Annotated in this window: 26 protein-coding genes, 2 tRNA genes and 1 pseudogene; 18 read left to right on the top strand and 11 right to left on the bottom strand. The window is 68.1% G+C overall.

What is annotated here, in order from left to right:
• Nucleotides 1-11: 11 nt before the first annotated feature.
• The 3 genes from ESO89_RS10040 to ESO89_RS10030 are packed head-to-tail and all read left to right on the top strand — an operon-like array spanning nucleotide 12 to nucleotide 1,069.
• Nucleotides 12-359 carry a fluoride efflux transporter FluC gene (locus tag ESO89_RS10040; RefSeq protein ID WP_128905379.1) on the top strand — a complete coding sequence of 116 codons (348 nt, stop codon included), beginning with the start codon at nucleotides 12-14 and terminating at the stop codon, nucleotides 357-359.
• Nucleotides 356-712 carry a fluoride efflux transporter FluC gene (locus tag ESO89_RS10035; RefSeq protein ID WP_128905378.1) on the top strand — a complete coding sequence of 119 codons (357 nt, stop codon included), beginning with the start codon at nucleotides 356-358 and terminating at the stop codon, nucleotides 710-712. The genes ESO89_RS10040 and ESO89_RS10035 overlap by 4 nt, the downstream gene beginning before the upstream one ends.
• A gap of 51 nt (nucleotides 713-763) precedes the next feature.
• Nucleotides 764-1,069 carry a hypothetical protein gene (locus ESO89_RS10030; RefSeq protein ID WP_241686190.1) on the top strand — a complete coding sequence of 102 codons (306 nt, stop codon included), beginning with the start codon at nucleotides 764-766 and terminating at the stop codon, nucleotides 1,067-1,069.
• Nucleotides 1,070-1,110: 41 nt separating this feature from the next.
• Here the strand turns inward: ESO89_RS10030 and cca are convergent, their stop codons facing one another.
• Nucleotides 1,111-2,499: a CCA tRNA nucleotidyltransferase gene (gene cca / locus ESO89_RS10025; RefSeq protein WP_128905377.1), complete on the bottom strand. Its 1,389-nt coding sequence runs from the start codon at nucleotides 2,497-2,499 to the stop codon at nucleotides 1,111-1,113.
• A gap of 173 nt (nucleotides 2,500-2,672) precedes the next feature.
• Here cca and ESO89_RS10020 point away from each other — a divergent pair.
• From ESO89_RS10020 to ESO89_RS10005, 4 genes are all read left to right on the top strand, one after another.
• Nucleotides 2,673-2,780: transfer RNA gene (locus ESO89_RS10020), tRNA-Asn, on the top strand.
• A gap of 132 nt (nucleotides 2,781-2,912) precedes the next feature.
• Nucleotides 2,913-2,987 (top strand) — tRNA-Ile (locus tag ESO89_RS10015).
• Nucleotides 2,988-3,310: 323 nt separating this feature from the next.
• Nucleotides 3,311-3,562, top strand: a complete 252-nt coding sequence (locus tag ESO89_RS10010; RefSeq protein WP_128905376.1) for a hypothetical protein — start codon at nucleotides 3,311-3,313, stop codon at nucleotides 3,560-3,562.
• Between the two features lie 156 nt (nucleotides 3,563-3,718).
• Complete coding sequence (locus ESO89_RS10005) at nucleotides 3,719-5,623, top strand: hypothetical protein (protein ID WP_128905375.1); 1,905 nt, start codon at nucleotides 3,719-3,721, stop codon at nucleotides 5,621-5,623.
• Nucleotides 5,624-5,635: 12 nt separating this feature from the next.
• On the opposite strand, the gene ESO89_RS10000 is transcribed toward ESO89_RS10005, so the two are convergent.
• Together ESO89_RS10000 and ESO89_RS09995 are read right to left on the bottom strand one after the other, a co-directional pair.
• Nucleotides 5,636-6,277 (bottom strand): hypothetical protein, encoded by a 642-nt coding sequence (locus ESO89_RS10000; RefSeq protein ID WP_128905374.1) that lies wholly within the window; start codon nucleotides 6,275-6,277, stop codon nucleotides 5,636-5,638.
• Entirely contained in the window at nucleotides 6,270-6,638 is a 369-nt protein-coding gene (locus ESO89_RS09995) for a replication/maintenance protein RepL (RefSeq protein WP_128905373.1), read from the bottom strand. Before ESO89_RS09995 ends, ESO89_RS10000 begins: the two co-directional genes overlap by 8 nt.
• A 373-nt stretch (nucleotides 6,639-7,011) precedes the next feature.
• Here ESO89_RS09995 and ESO89_RS09990 point away from each other — a divergent pair, with 373 nt between their 5' ends.
• The gene (locus ESO89_RS09990) at nucleotides 7,012-8,049 is read left to right on the top strand and encodes a tyrosine-type recombinase/integrase (RefSeq protein WP_206731746.1); all 1,038 of its coding nucleotides are present in this window, start codon (nucleotides 7,012-7,014) and stop codon (nucleotides 8,047-8,049) included.
• Between the two features lie 88 nt (nucleotides 8,050-8,137).
• Here the strand turns inward: ESO89_RS09990 and ESO89_RS09985 are convergent, their stop codons facing one another.
• Both ESO89_RS09985 and ESO89_RS09980 read right to left on the bottom strand, forming a co-directional pair.
• Nucleotides 8,138-9,001, bottom strand: coding sequence for a TIGR01548 family HAD-type hydrolase (locus ESO89_RS09985; protein WP_128905372.1), 864 nt, complete (start codon nucleotides 8,999-9,001; stop codon nucleotides 8,138-8,140).
• A 74-nt stretch (nucleotides 9,002-9,075) separates the two neighbouring features.
• Entirely contained in the window at nucleotides 9,076-9,549 is a 474-nt protein-coding gene (locus ESO89_RS09980; RefSeq protein WP_128905371.1) for a UPF0146 family protein, read from the bottom strand.
• 39 nt (nucleotides 9,550-9,588) lie between these two features.
• Here ESO89_RS09980 and ESO89_RS09975 point away from each other — a divergent pair, with 39 nt between their 5' ends.
• The 3 genes from ESO89_RS09975 to ygfZ all read left to right on the top strand — a co-directional run bounded on the left by ESO89_RS09975 (nucleotide 9,589) and on the right by ygfZ (nucleotide 11,773).
• The gene (locus ESO89_RS09975) at nucleotides 9,589-10,110 is read left to right on the top strand and encodes an archaemetzincin family Zn-dependent metalloprotease (protein ID WP_128905370.1); all 522 of its coding nucleotides are present in this window, start codon (nucleotides 9,589-9,591) and stop codon (nucleotides 10,108-10,110) included.
• A gap of 87 nt (nucleotides 10,111-10,197) precedes the next feature.
• Nucleotides 10,198-10,497 carry a DUF6432 family protein gene (locus tag ESO89_RS09970; RefSeq protein WP_128905369.1) on the top strand — a complete coding sequence of 100 codons (300 nt, stop codon included), beginning with the start codon at nucleotides 10,198-10,200 and terminating at the stop codon, nucleotides 10,495-10,497.
• Between the two features lie 100 nt (nucleotides 10,498-10,597).
• On the top strand, nucleotides 10,598-11,773 hold the full coding sequence (ygfZ, locus tag ESO89_RS09965) for a CAF17-like 4Fe-4S cluster assembly/insertion protein YgfZ (protein WP_128905368.1): 1,176 nt from the start codon (nucleotides 10,598-10,600) through the stop codon (nucleotides 11,771-11,773).
• Between the two features lie 207 nt (nucleotides 11,774-11,980).
• Here ygfZ and ESO89_RS18545 read toward each other — a convergent pair whose 3' ends face one another.
• Entirely contained in the window at nucleotides 11,981-12,154 is a 174-nt protein-coding gene (locus tag ESO89_RS18545) for a hypothetical protein (RefSeq protein ID WP_164932775.1), read from the bottom strand.
• A 347-nt stretch (nucleotides 12,155-12,501) separates the two neighbouring features.
• Between ESO89_RS18545 and ESO89_RS09960 the strand changes: the two genes are divergently transcribed.
• Nucleotides 12,502-13,191 (top strand): uracil-DNA glycosylase family protein, encoded by a 690-nt coding sequence (locus ESO89_RS09960; protein WP_128905367.1) that lies wholly within the window; start codon nucleotides 12,502-12,504, stop codon nucleotides 13,189-13,191.
• Between the two features lie 359 nt (nucleotides 13,192-13,550).
• On the opposite strand, the gene ESO89_RS09955 is transcribed toward ESO89_RS09960, so the two are convergent.
• The 4 genes from ESO89_RS09955 to ESO89_RS09940 all read right to left on the bottom strand — a co-directional run bounded on the left by ESO89_RS09955 (nucleotide 13,551) and on the right by ESO89_RS09940 (nucleotide 17,857).
• Nucleotides 13,551-14,768: an asparagine synthase C-terminal domain-containing protein gene (locus ESO89_RS09955; protein WP_128905366.1), complete on the bottom strand. Its 1,218-nt coding sequence runs from the start codon at nucleotides 14,766-14,768 to the stop codon at nucleotides 13,551-13,553.
• Between the two features lie 5 nt (nucleotides 14,769-14,773).
• The gene (locus tag ESO89_RS09950; protein WP_128905365.1) at nucleotides 14,774-15,457 is read right to left on the bottom strand and encodes a PHP domain-containing protein; all 684 of its coding nucleotides are present in this window, start codon (nucleotides 15,455-15,457) and stop codon (nucleotides 14,774-14,776) included.
• Nucleotides 15,458-15,938: 481 nt separating this feature from the next.
• Complete coding sequence (locus ESO89_RS09945; protein ID WP_128905364.1) at nucleotides 15,939-16,205, bottom strand: DUF7513 family protein; 267 nt, start codon at nucleotides 16,203-16,205, stop codon at nucleotides 15,939-15,941.
• On the bottom strand, nucleotides 16,202-17,857 hold the full coding sequence (locus ESO89_RS09940) for a Na+/H+ antiporter NhaC family protein (protein WP_128905363.1): 1,656 nt from the start codon (nucleotides 17,855-17,857) through the stop codon (nucleotides 16,202-16,204). Before ESO89_RS09940 ends, ESO89_RS09945 begins: the two co-directional genes overlap by 4 nt.
• Before the next feature lie 377 nt (nucleotides 17,858-18,234).
• Here ESO89_RS09940 and ESO89_RS09935 point away from each other — a divergent pair, with 377 nt between their 5' ends.
• From ESO89_RS09935 to ESO89_RS09920, 4 genes are all read left to right on the top strand, one after another.
• Complete coding sequence (locus ESO89_RS09935) at nucleotides 18,235-18,705, top strand: 30S ribosomal protein S15 (RefSeq protein ID WP_128905362.1); 471 nt, start codon at nucleotides 18,235-18,237, stop codon at nucleotides 18,703-18,705.
• 115 nt (nucleotides 18,706-18,820) lie between these two features.
• Nucleotides 18,821-20,170, top strand: a complete 1,350-nt coding sequence (locus ESO89_RS09930; RefSeq protein WP_128905361.1) for an exonuclease RecJ — start codon at nucleotides 18,821-18,823, stop codon at nucleotides 20,168-20,170.
• Nucleotides 20,167-20,496 (top strand): KEOPS complex subunit Pcc1, encoded by a 330-nt coding sequence (locus ESO89_RS09925; protein ID WP_128905360.1) that lies wholly within the window; start codon nucleotides 20,167-20,169, stop codon nucleotides 20,494-20,496. The genes ESO89_RS09930 and ESO89_RS09925 overlap by 4 nt, the downstream gene beginning before the upstream one ends.
• A complete protein-coding gene (locus tag ESO89_RS09920) occupies nucleotides 20,493-21,140 on the top strand; it encodes a 30S ribosomal protein S3ae (RefSeq protein ID WP_128905359.1) in 648 nt (215 codons plus the stop codon). The genes ESO89_RS09925 and ESO89_RS09920 overlap by 4 nt, the downstream gene beginning before the upstream one ends.
• Nucleotides 21,141-21,625: 485 nt before the next feature.
• Here ESO89_RS09920 and ESO89_RS09915 read toward each other — a convergent pair.
• A pseudogene (locus ESO89_RS09915) lies at nucleotides 21,626-22,223 on the bottom strand (GNAT family N-acetyltransferase).
• 113 nt (nucleotides 22,224-22,336) lie between these two features.
• Between ESO89_RS09915 and ESO89_RS09910 the strand changes: the two are divergent.
• Together ESO89_RS09910 and ESO89_RS09905 are read left to right on the top strand one after the other, a co-directional pair.
• Nucleotides 22,337-22,615, top strand: a complete 279-nt coding sequence (locus ESO89_RS09910) for a DNA-directed RNA polymerase subunit L (RefSeq protein ID WP_128905358.1) — start codon at nucleotides 22,337-22,339, stop codon at nucleotides 22,613-22,615.
• Between the two features lie 203 nt (nucleotides 22,616-22,818).
• Nucleotides 22,819-23,847 (top strand): glycosyltransferase family 4 protein, encoded by a 1,029-nt coding sequence (locus ESO89_RS09905; protein ID WP_128905409.1) that lies wholly within the window; start codon nucleotides 22,819-22,821, stop codon nucleotides 23,845-23,847.
• Nucleotides 23,848-23,862: the final 15 nt, after the last annotated feature.

Here is a 23,862-nt window from a genome sequence, read left to right as displayed (position 1 = left end):
GACGCCCCTGTATGGAACGGACGCCGCTGGGGTTCCTCCTCGTCGCATTCGGTGGGTTCGTCGGCGCCGTCGCCAGACACGGGGTCGCCGTCGCCGTCGGCGACGCGACCGGCGCCGGAACGCTCCTCGCGAACGTCCTCGGCTCCTTCGCGCTCGGGGTCTTGCTCACGCGCGCCGCGCGCCGCCGGACGCGACTGTTCGTCGGGACCGGCGCGCTCTCCTCGTTCACCACCTACAGCACCTTCGTCGCCGACGCCGTGACGCTCGGAACGACGGCCGGCGCCGCGTACGTCGCCGCGAGCTACGCCGCCGGCTTCGCGGCCGCGGCGGCCGGGCTGTTCATCGGGAAACGGCTGTGACCGATCCCTTGGTCGCGTCCCTCCTCGTCGGTCTCGGCGGGTCCGCCGGCGCGGTGGGGCGGCACGCGATCGGCCTCCGCATCGAGGGCCGCCGCTCGGTCGTGGCCGTCAACGCGCTCGGGAGTCTCGCGCTCGGTGGCCTCTTCGCCGCGCCAGTCGGCTCGGGGGCGACCCTCTTCGCCGCCGTCGGCTTTTGCGGCGCCTTCACGACGTTCTCCTCGTTCGCCGTCGAGACGGTCTCGACCGCGGCCGACGGCGAGGGCCGAACCGCGGCCCGGTTCGCGGCCACGAACGTGGCGGCCGCGCTGCTCGCGTTCCTCGTCGGCGCGGCGGTCGGCGGCGGGGTCGCCTGACGCGGCTCGGGGAGCGACAGGTACAGGCGGGTTCGGACCGTACCGCCTCGCGTGACCGACGACGCCTCGCCCGAGGAAGCCGCACCCGAGGACCCCTCCGACTTCGACGACCCCGACGACCCCGACGTGCCGGTCGACTTCGGAACACTCTCGCTCCCGCAGCGCGCGTTCGTCGCGGCCGTCCAGAACCCGACCCGCGGGGTCGTGATCGTCGGCCTGCTCGCCTTCGCGTTCTCGTTTTACGTCGCCTTCTGGCTGGTCTTCCCGCGGGTCGCGGCGTTCCTGTCGGCGGTCGGCGTCGTCCTGCTCGCGCTCGTCGCGCTCGTGTATCTCATCTCGGACCGGCTCTCGCGGTAGGTCGGTCCATCGGTCTCAACTCTCGCGTCCCGCTGTGCGACTCACGGATGCGGCTCGTAGAACTCCCTGAGCGGCACGCCGAACGCGGGCGCGAGCGTCGCCACCGCGTCGCCGACCAACACGTCGCGCTCGGCGAACTCCCGCTCCACCTGCGCGCCGAGCGCGACGTCGCCGGCGGCATCGCTTTCGAGGTACTCACGGACCGTCGTGAACTCCCGCTCTCGCTCGACGACGTACCGGTCGCCGTCGATGAACGGGCCGTACGTCTCCGGGTCCACGTCGTCGGCGTACGACTCGTAGAAGTTCGCGGCGTGTTTCCGCACCGCGACCGGCGGCCCCTCGTGGCGCACCACGGCCGGCCGCTCTGCGACCTCCAGCTCGGCGTACAGCGCGGCGCGCTTGGCGCCGCCTTCGGCGCTTCCGGGACCCGCGGCGTCCGTCATCGCCCGCGCGCGGAGCACGTCGAAACCGCGGTCGTTCAGCCCCCCGACGATCCCGTCGAGCGAGCGCCGGAGCTGCGGCCACAGCTGATCGTCGACCACATCGGGAGCGTCGAACACGACGGCCACTGGGTTCGTTTCCCGTCGATCGAGGTGGTCGCGAACGTCGGTGGGGCCGAGGGGGGTCGGCTCTGCCTGCTCGAACAGCTCCCCGCTCGGCGACGCGAGCAGCTCGCGGGCGTAGTGCTGGAACCGCGCGAGGTTCGCCGCCGAGAGGACGGCCGCGACGTTCCGCGTCGGGTCGGTCGGATCGACCACCACGAGCGGGTCGTCGAAGGTCCGCTCGGCGTGGCCCTCGGGGTCGAACTCCACGGGCGGGTGCCAGCTCCGCGCGGACTCCACGAGCGGGACGAACCCGCCCAGCTCCAAGACGAGCAGCTCCGTCAGGTACCCGGAGAACCCCTCAGTGCGGAGGTCGCTGCCGTACGCGCCGATCCCCTTCAGAAACGCCTTCGCGAGCACCACGTCGTCGGCGAGGTTGTCGTCCAGCCGCGCGGAGAGGTACGCGTCGTGGAAGGGGGTCCGGTCGACGGCGGAGACGAGGTCGCCGGCGGTCGCCACGTCGTGACAGGGGACCAGATCCACGTCGAACCCCTCGTGGGTTCCTTTCACGTAGGGGTGTTCGGCGTACTCCTCGTGACCGTCCGGGAGGACGGCGTGGCCGACGGCGAGCCCGTACTCCTCCAGCTGTTCGCGGTCGAGGCCGGCGTCGAACCGCACGAAGAGGTCGATGTCCCGGTCGCCGGAGACCCACGTGCCGCGGGCGGTCGACCCCACCTGTACCACGTCGGCGTCGACGGGGAGGTCGGCGATCGCCTCGCGCGTCCGGTCGGCGAGATCGGCGGCGACCGCCCGCAGGTGGTCGCGCTCCGCGGGCTCGGGGACCACCCGGTCGCGAACGCGCGACAGCACCGCCTCGAGATCGTCCATGGTGTCGGCTTCTCGCGGTCCGGCCGAAAACGTGTCGGTCACCGGGAGAGCGGCATGCTCCGGGAGGTGATCGGGAGACGGCAGGCCGATGAGATCGAGGCGCGGTAACTGATCGCACTCGAGTCGGGCGGAAACGAAAGCCCTATCAAAACGAATCGAGTATCGGAAGATGAGCCGAAGTAGCTCAGTTGGTAGAGCGCCTCGCTGTTACGACGCTCGGCGGATTTCCCCCGAACGTCACAGTCACGAGGCGGTCCCAGGTTCGAGTCCTGGCTTCGGCGCCTCTCCGTTTCCTACACCACGTAGCGGTCGGTGTCGCTTCCGGCTGTCGTCGTCGATTCCACCGCCGGTCCCGTCTTGCGATCGCACGGATTCGGTACGCTAAAGGGTTCGTCCCGTTTACCCCGAATTACGGGCCTTTAGCTTAGTCTGGTTAAAGCGACTCGCTCATAACGAGTTGATCGCCGGTTCGAATCCGGCAAGGCCCATCGTATTTAAACCCGTTACTGGGTGTTCTCCGAAACGCTTCTCTCGGTGGCTCAAACGCCCGGTATCGCCCTTCTCGACGTTCCGGAAAATCGGCTTCTGAGCCGTATGTCGACCAGCGGTCGGTTCCGGGTTCCTGCTGTCGTGCGAATTCCGTAGTCGCCGCTACGTCGATCCACCCGGCCACCTACCCACCCATTGGTGTAGGTGTTACCCCGTTCCGTGGTGCGATTAGGACCGTCGACGCTCTCGATTTGCCCTGCCTGCCTACCCCTTTACGGGGTGGGCAGGCGGGCCGCGATCGTCCCGACGGGGGTGATCTGCGGTGAGCCTCACCGATCAATCTGGTGGGGGAACCCTTGGGACGGACAGACCAGGGGAGTTCTGGTGTCCCGCCTGCGGCGCTCGGTGTACTGAGTCGCCCGACGGGACCACCGAGTACGGGCATCACGTCGACTGCCCGAACCGAGAGCTTCCACGGTTCGGCGGACGGCAGCCTTCCAACCGAACCACCCAGCTCCAAAACTGCCTCGACCGCGACCTCGTCGCTGACGGGGGGAGCGAAGCGGACAAATGAGTCGTTTCGCGCCCGCCCGTCAGTCTCTCCGAGCGGCCGGCGACCTTGTGGTCCGTGAGGTCCGCCGGACGCGGACCGAACGGCGCCGGCCGCGCACGGCGACCGGAGGGAGCCGAACGAGTGGCGGTGCGGGTGCGACTCACCGGAGGTCGGGCGATGAGTAGTGAGAGTTCGCCTCGGTCTGCGTCTTGGCCTTCCAAGGAGACTAACTCTGTAAAGGGCTCTACCTCTTCTTTTCAGGAGGATGAGGATCGCGTTGTCGAAAGGGTCGCTGAGTTCGCATCCCAGTACCCCGACCTCGCCGATCTTCCTCTGTCGATGACTGATGGCCGGAAACTCCGGCGTATCGTTACTGACCCTGAATTCTCCGAGGAGTGGGTCGAGCCTGAGCGACCGCTTGAAGACGCCTTCTCGGTGCGGACGCTCGACCGGCGTACCGCGGCGACGTGGACCGACGCAATCCACGCGTTCCTGCGCTCGCACGTCGATTACGAGGGCTTGGTCGCTCGCTTCGCCGACCGCGAGTCGGGTGACGAGTTCGATGTGCCGCTTGTCGACGCGTGGGGCGAAGAGTACAGTCAAAAGCAGTACGCCCGCGCCCGCGCGCTCCAGCGACAGATGGGCGGCGGTGAGCGTCCGACCGGTGGTGAGGCTACTCCGACGTGGGACGACCCAGCGACCGCGATGTTGACGCTCACGGCGTCGTCTGTCCCCTCCGGTGGCCGGCTCTCTCCTGTCGACCATCTCGACGCGATTCACGACGCGTTCAGCTACGACGGCGTCCGCGATACCCTGCGAAACACGATGGAGTATCATCTCGGGCTCGACTCCGACGACTGGGGCTACTGGCTCCAGGGCGAACCGCACGGCATGGGTTCGGCCGCGGACGATGACAAGCGGTCCGGTCCGAACGCCTGCTACACGCACCTACACGTCGGCGTCTACTTCGACGCGGGTGCGACCTCGCTCGACCTCAACTCGGTCGGCTCGGAGTTCGAGCGCGTCATCGACAAACACGTTGAGGAGTGCGATCCGGCCGGATTCGCCGGTCACGACTACACGGAGATCGGCGACTACCTGCGCGAAGAGGACGGGTGCATCTCGCTGAACGCCGACGTGGAAAACCTCGGTTCGTACATGGCCGCGTACATGGGTGGCTACACCGAGTCGCTGCTTGACAAGCCGATTGAGTACATCGCGTGGGGTGCGCTCTACTGGTCTGCGGCGCGTCGACGGACCTCCCGATCGAAACTCGTCAACGAGTCCATCCGCGCCGATCGGTGCCATCAGCGATATGAGTCGGAGACCGCGAACCAGTCACGTTCCCACGGCGAACACGTCCGATGGAACGAGGGGCGCGGCCCCGATGTCGTCTGCTCCTGCTGTGAGTCGGGGTGGAGTATCGACCAGTCCCGGCTCGACAAGCCACCGACCGACGAGCAGCTGCATGACGCGCTTCCTGACGAGCCTGAACTAGAGGATCGGCCGGACGACCTCGCGTCTCGTTGGCCGACTGCGGACGCTGGTGGGTCCATCGGTGAAACGCACCAGGAGGCGGTCATCCGCGACCGTGTACTGACCTACCTCGATGTCAACGGCTCGGACGTGTCGATTCCTGCTCTGATGGGTCATCTGAATATCGACCCGACCCGGCGCGAGTTCGTCGAGGAGATCGTCGACGGGCAAACCTCGACTCCTTCTGAATCGTTTGAGCGTAAGAGAGCCGACGATGGTTACAGACTGAAAGCTATCGTCGAGGAAGATGGTACCGAACACTCGCCCGGTAGTGGCGGCGTCGATATGGTTTTGCTGGAGTTACCGAGGGCTCGTCTCCTACAGAAGACGCGACTCCAGTACGAGCTGAAGAGTGGCGAGAAATTCCGATGTAGGAAGTGCGATATGGCGACTCATGATTCAGGTGTGATGGCCGCTCATCTCATCGAACACGGCGTTGAAACGGTTCGTTACGCTGAGTATCTGTTGAGTGTCGACGACTACCACGGTCATGAGCGTCCATGTATGAAACACTCTACAGACAGACTGGCTACTGCCAACGGGTGAATATGCTTGGGTCTATCTTCCAGCCAGTTTCAAAATGAATACAGGGGCCGGGTGACGCGCGCGAATCTCTTTTTCTAAAGTATCTTCAATTGCATCAAAAGTGTGCTTCGTTACATCCCCCCATCCTCCATCCTCTAGATTTTTCTGGCTTTCAAGCTTCTCCGTGATCTCCTGTTCTACACTTCGGTTCCCTCTGATATTTGCTTTCATGACCTCTAATCGATCAGCACCACTCAAATACAATATCCCATTTAATATTTCATCATCAATTCTTGATATTTCTGTCTGGTCGGACGCGTCTAATCGTCGCGATATATCTCGATTTATACTCCTGACAACTAGATAATGATACCAAATAGAATCTTCAATATCATCAGATATCTTAACTGCGACTCCTGAATTCACGAAGTGTTCAAAAGCGGATGTCTGTAGCGGGACAGTATCCAACTTACTGAGTTTGTCATATCCAGCTGGTCTCTCAGAAAATAGGTCATGAAGAGTACTTTCTCCTAAATCGTCGTTGTGTTTCAATTCCGTCTTTATTGCGCGAAGGGCGCTTAATGTCTCTTGTTTTTCTCTGAACCAAAAGGTGAGAAGAACACCGCCAAAAGCAGTGAATACCGGGATAATGGTGTTGATCGCTATGTTACCCATCTGATTTATTTTCGCTATTGCCGTCTTCAGGTAGTTCCCCGATCTCCATGAATCCGACACCTTTCTTTGATATGGTGTATTTCCCTCGCTCTTCTTTCTCAATTAGCCCTCCTGCTCGCAGCATGTTCAAACGTCGTGAGACCGCCTGACGTGAATGGCCGATGTTATCTGCGATGACTGATGGTGTCAACGTTAGATTTGTCATTAAAACACGGAGTATCTTCTTGTCCATCTCGGTCATCCATTCGTAATCTTCTGGTTCCTCTTCCAGCCATGCTTTTTCCGTTTCTGAAAGCTCCCGATCTCCTTGGTCGTACCTCTCGTACCCTTCCGGTGGTTCTGGTCGCTCTTTGTCAGTCATATTCCCTAACCAACACTCTGATCGGATAGTAATAACGGAAAAGCAGTTACTAATTAGAAACACAATTAGAACAACTATTAAGTAGCATAGGATATACTCCTGAATTGGGGACTATCAGCTGGTTCCTGATGACTCTGGTCGGTTAGTGAAGAAGGGCCGCGTGGCAGCGCGGCCCCACGGTGGTTCCCGTGATCCAAATGCACGGAACCATGTCGGGGCTCCTAGGCCCCAGACGGTCAGATGTAACGCCGAGTGAAAACTCCGACGGCACCTGTTCCTACTGCGAGAATTACGCTGACGGCTACGACGCCGATCGAGACGAGCCGGTGTGCGAGCGGTGCGCGAACATCCTCGACGACGATGGGGGTCGGCGATGAGCGACGACCTCGAACCTCTCTCTCCGGGGGAGGGTATCGAGATGTACTTCGAAGCCCGCCGCGACGAGCTGAGCAAACGGACGCTCGAAAGTCAGCGGTACCGGCTCGACGCGTTCCAGCAATGGTGTGCCGAGGAGGGTATCGAGAATCTGAACGAACTCGCCGGTCGAGATCTCTACCGATACCGCGTCTGGAGGAGGGAAGGAAACGGCGACGGTCGTGATCCCATCGCCCCCGTGACCCTCCGCGGCCAGCTGGCGACGCTTCGCTCGTTCCTCCGATTCGCTGAGGAGATCGACGCGGTCCGCGGTGGTCTCCGCGAGGACGTACCTCTCCCGACAGTCAGCAACGGGCAGAACGTGAGCAACACGACGCTGGAACCCGAGCGCGTCGGCGACATTCTGGAGTACCTGAATCGGTACAATTACGCGAGCCGCGAACACGTCACGCTGCTCCTGATGTGGCATACCGGCGCGCGAGCCGGTGCCGTTCGCTCGCTCGACCTGGGCGACCTCGACCTCGATACCGACCGGCCCGGCGTCCAGTTCCGTCACCGGCCGGAAGTCGATACGCCTCTCAAAAACAAGGAGAAAGGCGAGCGGTGGAATGCCATCAGTCCGCACGTCGCTCGCGTTCTAGAGGACTTCATCGATGGTCCGCGCAACGAGGTGAAAGACGACTACGGCCGCGACCCTCTCATCTCGACGGAGTACGGGCGCGCGTCCGTATCGACGATTCGGGACACCCTGTATCGGATCACCCGTCCCTGTTGGCGCGGTGCCGACTGTCCCCACGATCGTGACGTAGATACCTGCGAGGCGACGGCGATGGTCAAAGCCAGTACCTGCCCCTCGTCTCGTTCTCCGCACGACGTTCGGAGCGGTCGGGTGACCGCGTACCGGCGCGAAGACGTCCCCCGGCGCGTCGTCTCCGATCGGCTCGACGCGAGCAACACCATCCTCGACGAGCACTACGATCGGCGGAGCGCGCGCGAGAAATCCGAACAGCGCCGCGACTACCTTCCTGACCTATGATACATCGAGAGTCACATCAACAAGCGACTGGTCGCCCATCGGGAGCCGGCGCAACCTTCAGAGTGGGGTACCGGCAAGGCCCATCTTCTCACTCCAACAGCCCGACGAGACCGTTCACGTCCTCGACGACCGCGTCGGCCCCGACTTCGGTGTATTTCCGTCGCCCCTCGTCGCCGGTCAGGCCGCCGGTGAGGACGCCGATCCCGTAGTAGACGCGGCTCGCGTCCTCGTCGTCGGCGTTGCGCGCGGTCCGCACGTCGTCGAGCGTGTCGCCGGCGAAGGCGACCCGGTCGGCGTCGAACCGCCCCGCGAGTTCGACGAGCGCCCGCGGGTGCGGCTTCCCCTCCTCCCAGTCGTCCATCGTGAACCGGTGGTCTTCGGGCACGTCGAGGCCGACGCGCTCTAAGGCGATCTCCGCCTCGGCGGCGGGTCGCCCCGTCAACACGCCCACGTCGAACCGGTCGGTCAGGTCGGCGATCGTCGCCGGCTCGACCAGCGTCGGTTCGTCGTGGATATACCCCGGCGCCGACAGCGGGGGGGCATCGCCCTCCAGCTCGCGGTACAGCTCCGCGCCGAGGTACAGCGCCTGAAACGTCTCGCGGAGGCGGTCGGTGTCCCACTGGTCGCGGACCCGCGCCTGCGCGACCCGGGGGAGGTCGCCGACGATTTCCTTCGCGGCGTCGAGCCCGCCGCCGCCTTCGGCGACCCGGTCGGTGAACGTCTCGACGTCCAATCCGAGTCCCTCGCGGCGGGCCAGCACGTAGAGGGCGGCCGCGTTCGTCAGCTCCCAGTCGTTGTTGAACCCGCCGGCGTCCTTGAACGACTGGACCGCGTCGCGATCGATCGTCTTGTCGCACACCCGCTCGACGGATTCGATGATCGCCCGCCGGTAGGAGTCCGCCACGTCGACCAACACCCCGTCGATGTCGAGGACGACTGCGTCGACCTGCATACCCGTACGCCGGCAGGAGCGGGAAAGAACGTTCGGGTTCTCGCCGAACCGGCCGACTCTCGGTCCACGCCGCCTCAGTCGGGGCCGAACGACCGCTTCCCGCGCTCTCCGCCGCGCGCGACGTACCACGCGGCTCCCTCGACGGAGCGCCGCCGGACCGGAACGACCGGTTCCTCGAACCCGAGGGTAGTAAACACGCAGACCGCGTCGAGGCGGTCGGCGAGCGCGACGGTCGGTCGCTGCAGCTCGGCCGGGAGGTTACACGCGTACACCGCATCGATCGGTCCGATTTCGCCTTCGTCCGGGTCCTTCGCGAGCCCCAGTACGTCACCCCGCCGAACACGGAGCGAGCCGGCGATTGGCTCGTCTTCGGTCTCTCGTGCGGTCGAACGCGTTCGATCTCCCGGTTCGATGTCGACGGCGACGACGCGGCAGCCCCGCTCCGCGAGCGCTCGCGCGACCGCCGGTCGGTCGCCGACGCCGACCTCGACGAGGCGGTCGTGGTCCGCGAGTTCGTCGACCAGCGTACGACGGGGAGATGAGACCACGGCGCGGGCTTTATGATTGCGGCGGTCATAAGCGGTTCCATGCTCGTGGACATCGTCCCAGTCGGGGAGGTCACCCCCCGCGTGAAACGCGAGGCCTCCGCCGCGCTCCGTTCGGTGTACGACTGCGACGTGACCGTCCACGACGACCAGCCGATCCCCGAGACGGCCTACGACGGGGGGCGCGACCAGTACCGTGCCGAGGACCTGATCGAGACGGTCGGCCGCGTCGGCGGCGGCGACAAGAACATCGGGATCACTCCGCGAGACCTCTACTACCGCCGCCGGAACTACGTGTTCGGGCTCGCGTACCTCAACGGCAACGGCTCCGTCATCTCGACTCACCGGCTCCGAACCTCCTCCGACGGGGGCGTCTCCACCAAGCCCGCGGTCGACGTGTTCGCCGACCGCGTCCGCAAGGAGGTCGTCCACGAGATCGGCCACACGCTCGGCTTGGAGCACTGCGACAACAGCAAGTGCGTCATGTCCTTCTCGCCGACCGTCCGCGAGGTCGACGTGAAAGAGGAGAACCTCTGCGGCTCCTGTTCGCGGCTCGTTCGGTAGGCGTCCCGTCAGTCGTGGCGTCCCGTCAATCGGGGGCGACTCGCTGCCGCCGGTAGACGTAAACCGTATCCTGTCCAACTACCGCGCATGGCCGCAAAGCCGGAGTACCGCGACCGGCCGGACGTCGAGGTCGCGCTGCTGGACGCGCTCGTCGATCGCGGCGACGAGGGGATGACGGTGTTGGAGCTGCGCGCGGCCGTCGACGCCGACATCGACGCCGTCGAGGAGGCGCTGTCGGCGCTGAAGGAGGACTCGCTCATCACCGTCGAGAGCGCGGAGCAGGTGCGCGTGTACCCGCACGACCGGGTCGTCCCCGACCCCGAAGACCAGATGGAGAACGGCACGGGTACCCTCGTCGACGCCGTCCGCGACCGGCTCGGACTGTAGCGACCGGTGCGTACGGGACGGTGGAAGGGGTGAGACGAGATCGACTCCCGCGCCCGCCGAAGCCAGCGACCTTTTGCCGCTCCCCCGACTCCCTACTGGTATGACTCTCGTCTCCGACACCCACGGCGCCCACGGCGCGACGTACCGCGACCGCGGCGGCCGTCGGGTGGTTGATCACTACGGGAAGCCCGAGCGCGTCGGCAAGGCGGTCCGCAACGTCGTCGGCGCGATCGAGATGGGGTACGGCGTGCTCGCCGTCACGGGCGAGGACCGCGTCGCGTTCGTCGACAACGCCGTCTCCAATCGGGTCCCGGACGAGGACGGACAGGGCGTGTACGCGCTCCTGCTCGACCCGCAGGGCGGCATCGAGACGGACATGTACGTGTACAACGCGAACGAGCGACTGCTCGTCTTCCTCCCGCCGGAGCGGGCCGAGGCGGTCGCCGAGGACTGGGCGAGCAAGGTGTTCATCCAAGACGTGGCGATCGACGACGTCTCCGACGAACTCGGCGTCTTCGGCGTCCACGGCCCCAAGTCGACCGAGAAGATCGCCTCCGTGCTCGGCGGGCCGGGCGCGCCCGAGGAGCCGCTCTCCTTCGTCCGCGGGTCGATGGTCGACGCCGGCGTCACCGTGATCGCGAGCGACGCGCCCCTCGGCGAGGAGGGGTACGAGGTCGTCTGCGCGGCCGAGGACTCCGAGGAGGTGCTCGACACCCTGCTCAATCGCGGGCTCAACGCGGCCCCGTTCGGCTACCGGACGTGGGACGCGCTCTCGCTCGAAGCCGGCACGCCCCTCTTCGAGTACGAACTGGAAGGGACGGTGCCGAACGTCCTCGGGCTCCGCAACGCCCTGGACTTCGACAAGGGGTGTTACGTCGGGCAGGAGGTCGTCTCCCGCGTCGAGAACCAGGGGCGACCGAGCCGGCGGCTCGTGGGGCTCGACCTCGACGGGCTCGCCGACGCGACCGCCGAGATCGACGGCGACGCCGATCCGGAGGGGTACGACGCGATTCTGCCCTCTTCCGGCGCGGCCGTGTTCGACGGGGACGAGGCGGTCGGCGAGGTGACCCGCGCGGCGGTCGGCCCCGCCGGCGACCCGATCGCGTTGGCGCTCGTCCGGTTCGACGCCGACCTCACCGACCTCACCGACCTCACCGACCCCGCCGTGCGCGTCGACGGCGAGGAGGTCGCGGCGGCGCACGCGGACCTCCCGTTCGCGTCCGTTGACGGGAGCGCGCGCTCCGCGCGGCTGCCGACGTACCCGAACGAGGGGTAGTGCCGCCGGCGACAGGGCGAGGCCCTCGCTCCCGCTCGCAATCGGTGTTGCGCGCCGGTGGCTGCGTAGCGGCGTGGCGGCGTGGCGCCACGCACAGCCGGACGAAGTCCGGCGACGGGTCCGGGAGACGCCGGGGTGCGGTTCCGGTGCGGATCGGCGGGGGACTCGACGCGCGGCTTCGAAAAGTGTTCGACGGCGTCGGCGCGCTCACTCCTCGGTGGCCTCGTACACCTCGCCGGTCGTCTCGACGAGCCGGCCGATGGGGACGTTGATGCCGAGTCGCTTGCGGGCGAAGACGGCCACCGGGAACAGCGAGATCCCGACGGCGACGGTCGCCTGGTGCAGCCCGAAAAGGGCCGCCGTGCGGATGCGGTCGAACATGGGTCTTCGAGCGACTTGAACGGAGGCGTATATAAATATCTTCTGCCCGGGCGCTCGGCACGACCCCGACGCAGTCGTGCGATCTCTCGTCCTTGGTCATCGTTCCTGATGTTTTTGCCCCGCTCCGCCGATCGCGGCATATCGACGGCGGGGCGGACGCGGCTCGTTTGCATAAGTTATGCGAATCAACCGTGGCTCGTGCGCCTCGCGTTGGGGGCTCGCAGAGCCCTCTGTCTCCCTCGCCGAGTCCTGCGGCGCCCGGCGGAACCTCCGGCTTCTCTCGGCGCACTGCCGCCGGTCGACCCGGACCGAACGCGATTTAACCGGTCCGTCGCTTATCACGCCGCGTGCAGAACGTCACGGACAGAACGCGGAACCCGTTCGGGATGCGCCCGGACTGCAAGTCGTTCGTCCCCGGTTACGGCGACGCCAACGCCGACTTCCACGTGATCGGCGATCGTCCCGGGGTCCACGGCGGCGCCGACGCCGGCGTCCCGTTCACCGGCGACCCGTGGTCGGCCGCGTTCCTCTCCGCGCTGGTCGAGGGGGGCCTGATCGCGGGGTTCGACGACGCGGTACCGGCTGCCGATTCGATGGTCGAGAACCCGACGGTCGACGACGAGGCCGCGGACCCGATCCGTACCGACCGGACGTTCTTCTCGTATCTCCACATGTGCGTCGCCGACGGCGTCCCGGACGAGGCGTCGTACGACGACATGGAGCGGTTCTTCGACGCGGAGCTCCGGGCGATCGCCGCCCACGTCCTCCTCCCGGTCGGCGCCCGCGCGACCGACCACGTCCTCCGACAGTACACCTCGCGGGCGCACAAGACTGCGATCGACATGGACGCGCTCCACGCCGAGGAGCTGCTCGGGTCCGGGTGGCTCGTCCTCCCGATCAAAGAGCCCGCCGAGTGGACCGCTGGCGACGGCGACCGGCTCGCGGCGGCGCTGCGCGAGCTCCGATCGACGGACTTCCGCCGCGAAAGCGACCTCGGACGGTTCATCGCCGGCGGCGACCCGTACCTCGTCAGGTGATGCGTCGCGGGCGCGGACGGTCACCGTCCGCCGCGACGGTTCGGTCCGTTCTCCGCGGCGGTTCGGTTCACTCGCCTCCCGTTCCGATCCCACGGCCGGATGCTTGTGCGGTTCCGGCGCGTCTGCGCGATCCCGATCGGATCGTTCGAGCGGAATCCGTCGGATTACTGTCCGAACGTCACTCGCACGCGGGAGCCGGGTGTCATATTTGTCGCTACTCCCCGAATTTTATATCGGTCCCCGTTATCCGTCAGTAGGCGCCCGACCGATCGGGCGTCGGCCGTAGGACTGGTACTCCATACGGCGGCTTGGTCAGCACCGGCCCTCACGGGCCGTTTTTCGCGCCGCTCGGTCCCCGTCTACTCCCCTGCCAGCAGCGCGTCGAGGTACTGCCCGACGTGGTCGTCCATACGTCGCTTGAACCCCGCCCGGCGCGCGAGCCGATCGAGCTCTCGGGAGACGTACGTCCCGTACTGGACCGCCTTCTTGTCGGCCGTCCGGACCGACTCGGACACGCGCCCGGCCGCCGCCCGGCGGAGCGCGACCTTGCGCTCGCCGTCGCTCGCGAGCAGTTCGCCCGGCAGCGCGAGCGCGGCCGCGACGATCCGGTCGTCGAGCAGGGGCGCGACCGGCTCGACCCCGGCGGCGCGGAGCGCGAGCACGTCGCGTTCGAGCTGTCCCGGAAGCGTTCGGACGGTCTCGGTCCGCGCGCCTCGCACCGTCTCGGCCGCGACGCGGTCGTCGCCGGCGGGGTCGGCGACCTTGCTGTAGCCGCCGAACAGCTCGTCGGCGCCCTGTCCCACCGCGAGCCGGTCGATTCCGTCGGCCGCGGCCGCCTCCGCCGCGAGGTACAGCGGGACCGCGATCGCGGCGTCCATCGGGTTGCGCCGCCCGGTCGCCGCGGCGACATCGCGGACCGCGCGCACGAGGTCGTCGTGGGTGATCTCGACGACGCGGAGGTTCAGGTCCATCGCCGCGGCGGCCTCGCGGGCGGCCGCGACGTCGTGACAGCCCTCGAAGCCGGCGACGTAACACGGCGCGTCCGGGACCGCGGCGGCGACGACTCCGGAGTCGACGCCGCCGGAGAAGGCGACCGCGAGGTCGCTTCCGTCGCTCTCCGCCTCGGTTTCGATGCCACCCGCGCCGCGATCGTCGCGACCGCCGAGCGCGGCGTCGAGCGCCTCGTCGACCGCGGCCTGTCCGGACGCCGGATCGACCGGCTCCCCGTCCGGAAGCGACCAGACGCGCTCGGTCCCCGCGTCCGACACGAGGGCACCGGCCGGAACCGGTTCCGGGTCGTCGAGGTCCGTCCGGTCGAAGCTCCACGCGCTGGAGGGTGTGGGGTCGCGTGTGGCTGCCGACTCGCCCCCGGACGCCGGCTCCGCGGCGCCCCGCTCGACGAACAGCGGCTGGCGGCCGAGGGCGTCTCGGACGAGGGCCGGCCCCTCCCGGTCCGGTGGGTCGCGGAGGAGGCCGGCGAAGCCGCGCCCGCCGGGGAAGGGGTCGCCGTCGCGGAGGGCGTCTCGGACGCGGTCGGGCGGCGCGCCGCACAGGTCGGCGGACGAAGGGCCTGCCATCGCGGTCAGCGGAGCGCGTCCAGCGCCCGGAGCGCGCGGCGCTTGGCGCCGCCGCCGAACTGGCGGAGTGAGACGCGCCACGGGGTCCGTTTCCCGACGACGCTGGTTCGTCCCTCGGCGATCCCCTCCAGGATCGCCTCGGCCGAGCGCTCGTCGGCGCCGACCTCGGTCACGGCTTGCCCCACCATCTCCGAGATGTGGGCGTCGCTGCCGGCGGTCATCGGGAGCCGATTGCGGATCGCGAATGTCTCGGCCTGTCGGTTCGAGCGTCCGGTGAACAGCCGGGAGTTGTACACTTCGAGGGCGTCGGCGCTCGCCAGCTGCTCGTCGCTGATGTGGGCGGCGACGCCGTGACGGGACTTCTGGAAGGGGTGGGGAACGACCGCGATCCCGCCCTGGTCGCGGATGCGATCGAGCGTCTCGTCGAAGGGGAGCCCGCTCTCGACGCGCTCGCGGATGCCGAACGCGAGGACGTGGCCGGCCGCGCTCGTTACCTCCATGCCGACGATGCCGACGAGCCCGTAGTCGGGGGCCTTCTCGGCCGCCTCGATGCTGGCGTCGATCTCGTCGTGGTCCGTGACGGCGAGCGCGTCCAGCCCGACCCCCGCCGCCTGCTCCAAGAGGAGGTCGACCGGGTCGCGCCCGTCGTAGGACAGCGCGGAGTGCGCGTGCAGCTCGACCGATAGCACGCGCTGGGGTTCGAGCGTCGTCTTAAAAAGCGCCCCGGTCCGCGGCGGTTCGCGTCGGGCTCTGCGTTCGGTACTGCTGCTGGCGACGTGATACTTAAAGGAACACGTACGGTGGCGCGTGCCTCCGAGCGTCCACCGGGCGCGAGGAGCACGCGCGAGGGACGCCGCGAGCGACGTGGGCGACCGAAGGGAGCCCCAAGCGAGCGGCGAGGTTGGGGAGGAGTGAGGCTGCGGTTGCTGTGCGGGGCGGGACCCAAAGGGGCAGCCGCGAGGGCGAAGCACGACGAGTAAGTACCGCAAGGAGCGAGCAACGCGAGCGACTGAGGAACGCAACGGGTCGCGCGAGCCGTCGCGGCTGGGGCTGTGGAGGTGTTCACCGCCGAGTCGTCGATCGCGTAGTACGGAGCGGCTGGGACTGTGGAGGTGTTCCCCATGTCGCCGCCGGCAACGACTTCGGAAAAAACGAATTCGCGCGAACTGATCAGAACGCGCTCTCGCCGACCGTCTCGCGGTACGTTCCGGTACCGCGGTGGCCCGCCACGTCCCACGTGTCGATCGCGACCAGCACGCGGGTGTTCACGGCGTCGGTCGGGGCGTCCTCGATCCGGAGCGTCGAGTCGCCGATGCGGGCGACGGCTTCGCCGCCCTCCGCGCCGGTGACCATCACCTCGATCACGTCGCCGGGGTCGTAGTCGGGAGCCGAGCCCCGGAACGACAGTCCAGCGAAGAACTTCTCGAAGCGGCTCATGCGCGCGACACCTCCTCAGAGGTGCGGTCGGGAATGTACTCCCGCCCGAACCCGGTGATCGCGGCGAGCAGGAAGACGATCACGAGGAACCAGCCGTGGAACACGTACGGCACGACCTCTATCGGATTGACCACCATCTCGGGGCCGTACTCGGCGCCGAGCCCCTCGGGACCGACCATCACCTGATAGCCGACGAGGACGCCCCCGGCCCACGGGAAGATGTACCCGAGCGCCGACGTGTTGGCGTCCAAGATGTTCGCGCGCCGGTAGCCGTTGATGTTGAACTTCTCACCGATCCGCGCGATGTACGGGGCGATCGCGATCTCGGCGGCGGTGTTGATCGTGATCATTCCGTTGATCGTCGCCGTGCCGAGCACCATCGTCAGCTCGGCCCGGCGGACGTTGGTCGCGACGGAGTTCAACAGGAACTCCTGAATCGCCGCGAAGCCGCCGCCCCGGATCATGATCTGCGCCATCGACACGATCAGAAGCGTGAGGACGATGAGCGGGAAGAAGCCGATCGCGCCGGCGTAGAGGCTGCCGCCGACGCCCGCGGTTTCACCGACCTGCACGAACGGGAGCGCGGTGAACGTCCCGCCCTCGGTCACGGTGAACGCGAGGATGTCGCTCACCGACGAGAGCCCGAACAGGAGGTTGAACGCGACAGCGACGACGATGCCCCACGAGATCGCCTCGACGATGTGTCGGCCCGCCACCGCGGTCGCGATCACGACGCCCATCGAGAGCAGGTGGAGTAGCCCCGGCGCGGTCGCCGTGTCTCGGAGCGCGGCTGCGCCCTCGAGGCTCACGCCGGACATGATCGATCCCATGATCAGGTACGCGACGAACGCCGGAATCGCCGCCGCGATCGCGTACTTGAACCGCGAGGCGACGACGCCGCCGATGTCGGCGTCCTGCGTTACTGCGCTCACGATCGTCGTGTCGCTCACGGGCGCGAGGTTGTCGCCGAATACGGCGCCCGACAGTATCGCGGCGAACAGCAGCACCGGGTTCGCGCCGATCAGCACGCCGGCCGGGAAAAAGAGCGTCACGAACGCGACGGTGGCGCCGTACCCCGTCCCGATCCCGGTCGCGAGCAGGCCGCAGAGGACGAACGCGGCCGCGGGGAAGGTGGCCGCGCCGACGTTCAACGCGTCGGCCGCGAAGATGAGCCCCTCGACGAACCCGCCGACCTGCAGGGTCTCGGCGAACATGCCGGCCCACAGCCACGCGACGATCGCGGTCGCGGCGACGCGCTGGGTCATCCCCTCGAAGATGGTGTCGGCGTACGTCTTCCAGTCGCCGCGCACGAAGAACATCCCGAGGATCGTCCCGAGCAGCGCCCCGATCACGAGCCCGTTCGTGTCACCGATGCCGAGGACGCCGCTCTGGAAGATGGCCCAGACGATGAAGAAGGCGAGCGGGATCGTGCTCGCCCACTTCCCGCCGTAGAAGCTGATCCGGGGCTCGGAGTCGGTCTCCGCCCCGGCGCTGAGTCCTCCGTCGGTCACGAGTTCGTCGTCGGCCTCAAACTCGCCCCCCGCCGCGAGTCCGGCGTTGGACGCGTCGGAGTCGCCCCCGCCGGGCGGGGCGCCGTCGGGTGGTTCGTCGCCGGTCCGATCGATCGGGTTGCCGTCGGATTCGTCGGTCATGTGTCTTTCCCACGCATCCGGTGATCGACGACCTACGTAAACCCTCGTGTCCTGCTTCCGTCGGCGCTTCGCCTCCCTCCGTCGCTCGCGTCACCGATTGCCGCTCCCGCGGTCGCCCGAGCAGCCCACAAGAACACGCTTAAGAACCCCGGCGACGACCCCACAGACGGGAACAGCACAGCTGCAGATCCGACGCGCCGGGGTCTTTTCGCCCTCGGCTTGGGAATGTAGCAGTGCGCCGACGCCTCCGGCGTCGCGGTCGGACGATCCGCTTGCGCGGGTTGTCCGGTCGGACGGCTCGATCCGCGAGCGTCCGTCAGCCGCGTCGCGCGGAGTCGCGGTCACGTTGCGGTTGTGCCGTTCCAACCAGATACACAATGGCACGAATGCACACGCGCCGTCGCGGTTCGTCCGGTTCGGACAAGCCGGCGACGGACGAGAACCCGGAGTGGAGCGACGTCGACGCCGAGGACATCGAGTCCCGCGTCGTCGAACTGGCGGAGCAGGGCCACGACCCCAGCATCATCGGACTCAAGCTCCGTGACGAGGGCGTCAAGGGCGTTCCGGTGCCCGACGTGAAGCTGGCCACCGGCAAGAAGATCACCGAGATCCTCGAGGAGCACGACGCCGACTCGGAGATTCCCGAGGACCTCCGCAACCTGATGAGTCAGGCCGTCCGCCTGCGCGAGCACATGGCGGAGAACGGGCAGGACCACCAGAACAAACGCGCGCTCCAGAACACGGAGTCGAAGATCCGCCGCCTCGCGGACTACTACCGCGGCGACGAGATCGACGAGGAGTTCACGTACACCTACGAGAACGCCGCCGAACTCCTCGGCGACGAGTAACGACACCGACGACCAACCAACGCGACACCGAGTCGCGACGAACTGACGCGACGCACCGACTCACGACGCACCGACTCACGACCGCACCACGCGACTGGACCACACGACCGAAGCAATGACCGAAGCGACGTCCCCCACGCCCGCCCCCGACGCGCTCGTCGACGTCCTCGCGGACGCGCCGTTCGTTCGGCTCGTCGCGACCGACGACGGCGACGCGATAGCGGCGGCCGCGCTCGTCGCGCAGGCGCTGCGGGCGGTCGACACGCCGTTCCAGGTCCGCGTGTCCCGTGACCCGGTCCCCGACGCCGGCGACGACGCCGTCGCGGTGACCGTCGGCGCGGACCGCGGCCCGCACGCGATCCCCGGAACGGGGCGCCCGGCGAGCACGGACGCGTTCGCGACAGCGCGCGCGCTCGGCGACGACCCCGACCCGGTCGTCGCCCTCGCGGGCGTCGTCGCGGCCGGCTCCGTGCCCGGCACGGACGGCTCCGGCGACGCGCTGGAGGCGGCCGAACGCGCGGACCGGGTCCGCAGACGCCCGGGTGTCGCGCTCCCGACCGCCGATCTGGCGCACAGACTCGCGGCCTCGACGCTCGTCCGGACGCCGTACTCCGGCGACACCGAGGCGGCTCGCGCCGCGCTCGCGAAGCTCGGGCTTCCGGCCGACCTCGACGACGACGCGCACCGGCGACTCGCGTCGCTGGTCGCCGTCGACGTCGCGGACGCGGAGGGCGCGAGCACGCGGGCCGCCTCGGCGGTCGAGCGTGCGCTCCGCCCGTACGCGACGGTCGGAGACGCGGCGCCGTTCGAGACGGTCGGCGGCTACGCCGACGCCCTCGACGCGCTCGCCCGCGGAGCCCCCGGCACGGGGATCGCGCTGGCGCTCGACGCCGACCCGAGCGACGGGCTCCGGACCGCCGCGCTCGACGCGTGGCGGACCCACGGGCTCGCCGCGCACCGCGCGCTCGACACCGCGACGACCGGCCGGTACGACGGCTGTGTCGTCGTGCGCGTCGACCTCGCGGGGGACGGCACCGACGGTGGAGACGACTCAGCGGACGGTGACGACGCGGCCGCCGTCCTCCCGACGGTCGCCCGGCTCGTCCGGGACTTCCGGTCGCCGGAACCGGTCGCGGTCGCGGTCGACGAGGCCGCGGGCCGACTGGCGGCGGCGGGCACCGGCGGTGGCCGCGCAGCTGACGACGCGGGCACCGGCGGTGGCCGCGCAGTTGACGACGCGGGCACCGGCGGTGGCCGCGCAGTTGACGACGCGGCCACCGAGCCGATCGGGCTCGGCGACGCCTGCCGGTCGGCGGCGGGCGAAGTCGGCGGCGACGGCTGGGGGACCGCCGACCGCGGCGGGATCGCGGTCGGCGCCGCCGCCGAGGCGGACGGGGTCGACGAGAGCGAAGCGACCGACGGCGACATCACGGGCGCGCTCGCCGCGCTCAGGGAGGCGCTATGAGCGGGGACTCCGTTCGGAACGGGGCGCCCGCTCGGAGCGAGGCGTCGACCCGGACGGCGACCGTCCGGACGACCCACGCCGACGCCGCCCTCGTCGCCGCCGCGCTCGCCCCGGACGAGACCGACTCGATGACCACCCGCGTCGACGGCGACGCGATCGAGTGCGTCGTCGAGCGTCCCACCGCCGGCGGACTGCGGTCGACCGTGGACGACCACGTCGTGAATCTACGCATCGCGGACCGACTCGTCGAGCGCGCGAGGGACCACCTCGCGGCCGACGACGGAGGGCGCCGCTCCGACACCAACGGCGACACCACCAACACATGAGCGAACGATCCGTATCCAAGAGCAGAGAACAGAAGCGCTGGTACTCCGTGCTGGCGCCCGAACAGTTCGACCGGCAGGAGCTCGGCGAGACCCTCGCCGAGGAGCCCGACCAGGTCGTCGGCCGCACGATCACGACGACGCTGGGCGAGCTGACCGGCGACTCCGGCGCGAACAACACGAAGCTCACGTTCAAGATCACCGACGTGGGCAGCGACACGGCCTACACCGAGTTCATCACGTACGAGCTCACGCGGGACTACCTGCGCTCGCTCGTCCGCCGCGGCGCCTCGAAGGTCGAGGCGTCGATCACGGTGTTGACGACGGACGACTACCGCATCCGCGTCCAGCCCGTCGCGCTGACGACGAAGAAGGCCGATCGCTCGCAGGAGAAGGCGATCCGCCGCGTCATGATCGACAAGGTCCACGCGGCCGCCGAGGACCGCACCTTCGAGTCGTTCGTCGACGCCATCGTCGAGGGGAACCTCTCGTCGGCCATCTACGGCGACGCCAAGGAGATCTACCCCCTCCGCCGCGTCGAGGTCCAGAAGCTGACCCTCGAAGCGCGCCCGTCCGAGGTCGCCGCCGAGGAGGAGACCGCCGTCGACGTCGACGCCGACGAAGTCGCGGTCGACGCCGACGAGTAACGACTCGCCGAGCGGACCCGCAGTTTTCCCGTTTATCAGTCGCGTAGCGGCGGCGCTGGCGCAGGATAGAGGAAGTGAGGTCGGATGTCGTGGCGCGCGCCTCCTCGTGGCCGCCCCCGGCGGCCGCGAGGAGCGCGTGCGAGGGAGTCGGGGGTCCGGAGCGACGCGGAGGGCGACCGACGAGGCTGGGGAGGCGTGAGGCTGCGGTCTCGTGAGCGACCGAAGGGAGCGAGCGAGCAGGACCGTCTTCCGACGGTTGCGGTGCGGTCGGGTGGACTCAAAGGGGCAGCCGCGCTCGGCGAACCCCAGCGACGTAAGCACCGCAGCGAGCAACGCGAGCGAGGAGCGCGGCGAGCTGTGGGAGCCGAGCGCGGCTGGGGCTTTGCGGTGTTCACCGCCGATCGACAGTCACCCACTTATAAGCGAGCGGCTGGGGCTTTGGAGGCCTTCACCGCAGATCCGCTGTCGAACACTCATAAACGGACTCACTCCACGTCTCGCGTCAACTGCTTGCGATACGGCTCGAACCCGTGATTCTCGTAGAACCCCATCGCTCGCTCGTTGTCGACGCCGACATCGAGACGGAGTTCGCCGCAGTCCCGCTCACGGGCATCGGCCACGGCCCGCTCGATCACCGATTCGCGAGCCCAGTCCTCCGATACGCCTCCGTCACGTAGATGTCGCCGACCACGAGCCGGTCGGGTCGGTCGAACACCTCCGGGCACTCGTCGACGCTCGTCGAGACGAACGCGACGAGGTCGCGGTCCGGGTCCGGAACGCCGACGGGCGCGGGGTCCTCGGGGTCGAGGCTCTCGGCGTCGACACCTCCGGCGCTGACCCCGGCGTCGACGTCGCCCGCTCTGACCCCGTCGTCGACCGCGACGACCCACGTCCGATAGTCGTCGGTCTCCCGGAGCAGGTCGAGCCGGAACTCGGTCTCCGCGCCGATCAGCTCCTCGTCGGGTCGGTCCGCGAGCGCGTGCGCCGCGCCGCTCGCCGCGAGGTCGCGGTGATAGGGGAGCCACAGTGCCGCCGCGTAGCGCTCGGCGGCGGCCTCGGTGCCGGCAGGCGTCGGATCTCCACACGGCGGCCACCGGAGCCGGCGGCATACGATTTCGGGTCGAGTGTCGTCCGTCCACATCCCCGGATATCCGGGAGACGAAAGCTTGAAACGCCGCTCGCTCGACCTCACGAACATGGAACTGCGGGTCATCGAGAAGACCGACACGGAACTCCGCATCGAGATCGCCGGCGAGGACCACACGTTCATGAACGTGCTGAAGGGCGTCCTGCTGGAGACCGACGACGTCGCGGCCGCGACCTACGACATGAACCCCGAACAGTCCGGCGGGCAGACGGAGCCGGTGCTGACGGTGAAATCGGAGGTCGGCGACCCGCTCGACGTGCTCGCCGACGCCGCCGGCTCGATCACCGACCGCACGGGTGCGCTGCGCGACGCCGTGAAGGCGGCCTGATCGGCCGCGGACCCTCTCTTCGTTCCCGGTTCTCTCTTCGTCTCGGTTCTCTCTTCGTTCCCCGTCCTCTTTTCTCTCCGCTTCTTCCCGGTTCTCTCTCCCTTCGCCGACACCCGTCTCTGTCTTCCCCATCGAGCGCGCGAACGAGGGTCATACCTAAGTACCGACTCCCGAAACGTGAAAGTATGCCGCCGAGCGTACTCATGTTGGGATGGGGGTACCCGCCGAACATCACCGGCGGACTCGACGTCCACGTCGGCGAACTGTTCTCGGGGCTCCGCGACGACTTCGGGGTGGACGCCACCCTCGTGTTGCCCGCGGAGTTCGCCCCGGACGACGAGCCGGGGATCGAGCCCGTCGAGACCGGGGAGGGGGACGTCGCGGCGCGCGTCGACCGGCTCAGCGACCGGTTCGCGGAGCTCGCCCCCGACCACGACGTGATCCACACCCACGACTGGTTCGGCTACGGCCCCGGCCGGCAGGCCGCCCGCGCGTCGGGCGCGACGTGGGTCTCGTCGTTCCACTCGCTCGCGAGCGACCGCAACATCGACCCCCCCAAACGCGAGGTCGAGGCCGAGCGCCGCCTCGCGAACGCCGCGGACACCAACATCGCGGTCAGCGAGATCGTCCGCGAGGACATCCGCGAGCTGTACGACGCCGACTCGCGGGTCGTGTACAACGGCTTCTCGACGCCGAAATTCTCCGGGAAAGATGTCCGCGAGGACTTCGGGATCGACGGCGAGATGCTCTTTTTCGTCGGCCGCCACACCGACCAGAAGGGGATCTCGCACCTGCTGTACGCGGTGCGGAAGCTCCACCGCCCCGACGTGACCCTCGTCGTCGGCGGATCGGGCCACCAGACCGACCAGCTGAAGCGGTTCGCCGAGCTGCTCGGGATCGAGGACCGCGTCGAGTTCGTCGGCTACGTCCCGGAAGCGGAGCTGGGCGACTACTACGCCGCCGCCGACGCGTTCGTCTCGCCCTCGTACGCGGAGCCGTTCGGGATCACGATCACCGAGGCGCTGGAGTCCGGGACGCAGGTCGTCGCCACCCGGTCGGGCGTCGCGGAGGTGCTCCCCGACGGCTGCCTCGTCGAGGTCGAGGTCGATTCCGAGTCGATCGTCGACGGGATCGCGACCGCCCTCGACCGCGAGGAGCCTCCGGAGTACGAGCGCCGCGAGTGGTCCGACGTCACCGAGGACACGCTGGCGGTGTACGAAGACGTGGCGTAGGAATCCCGAGAGCCG

The sequence above is a fragment of the Halorubrum amylolyticum genome (genome assembly GCF_004114995.1).
Taxonomy (GTDB): Archaea; Halobacteriota; Halobacteria; order Halobacteriales; family Haloferacaceae; genus Halorubrum; species Halorubrum amylolyticum.
This window is presented reverse-complemented; position numbering and strand designations above follow the sequence as displayed.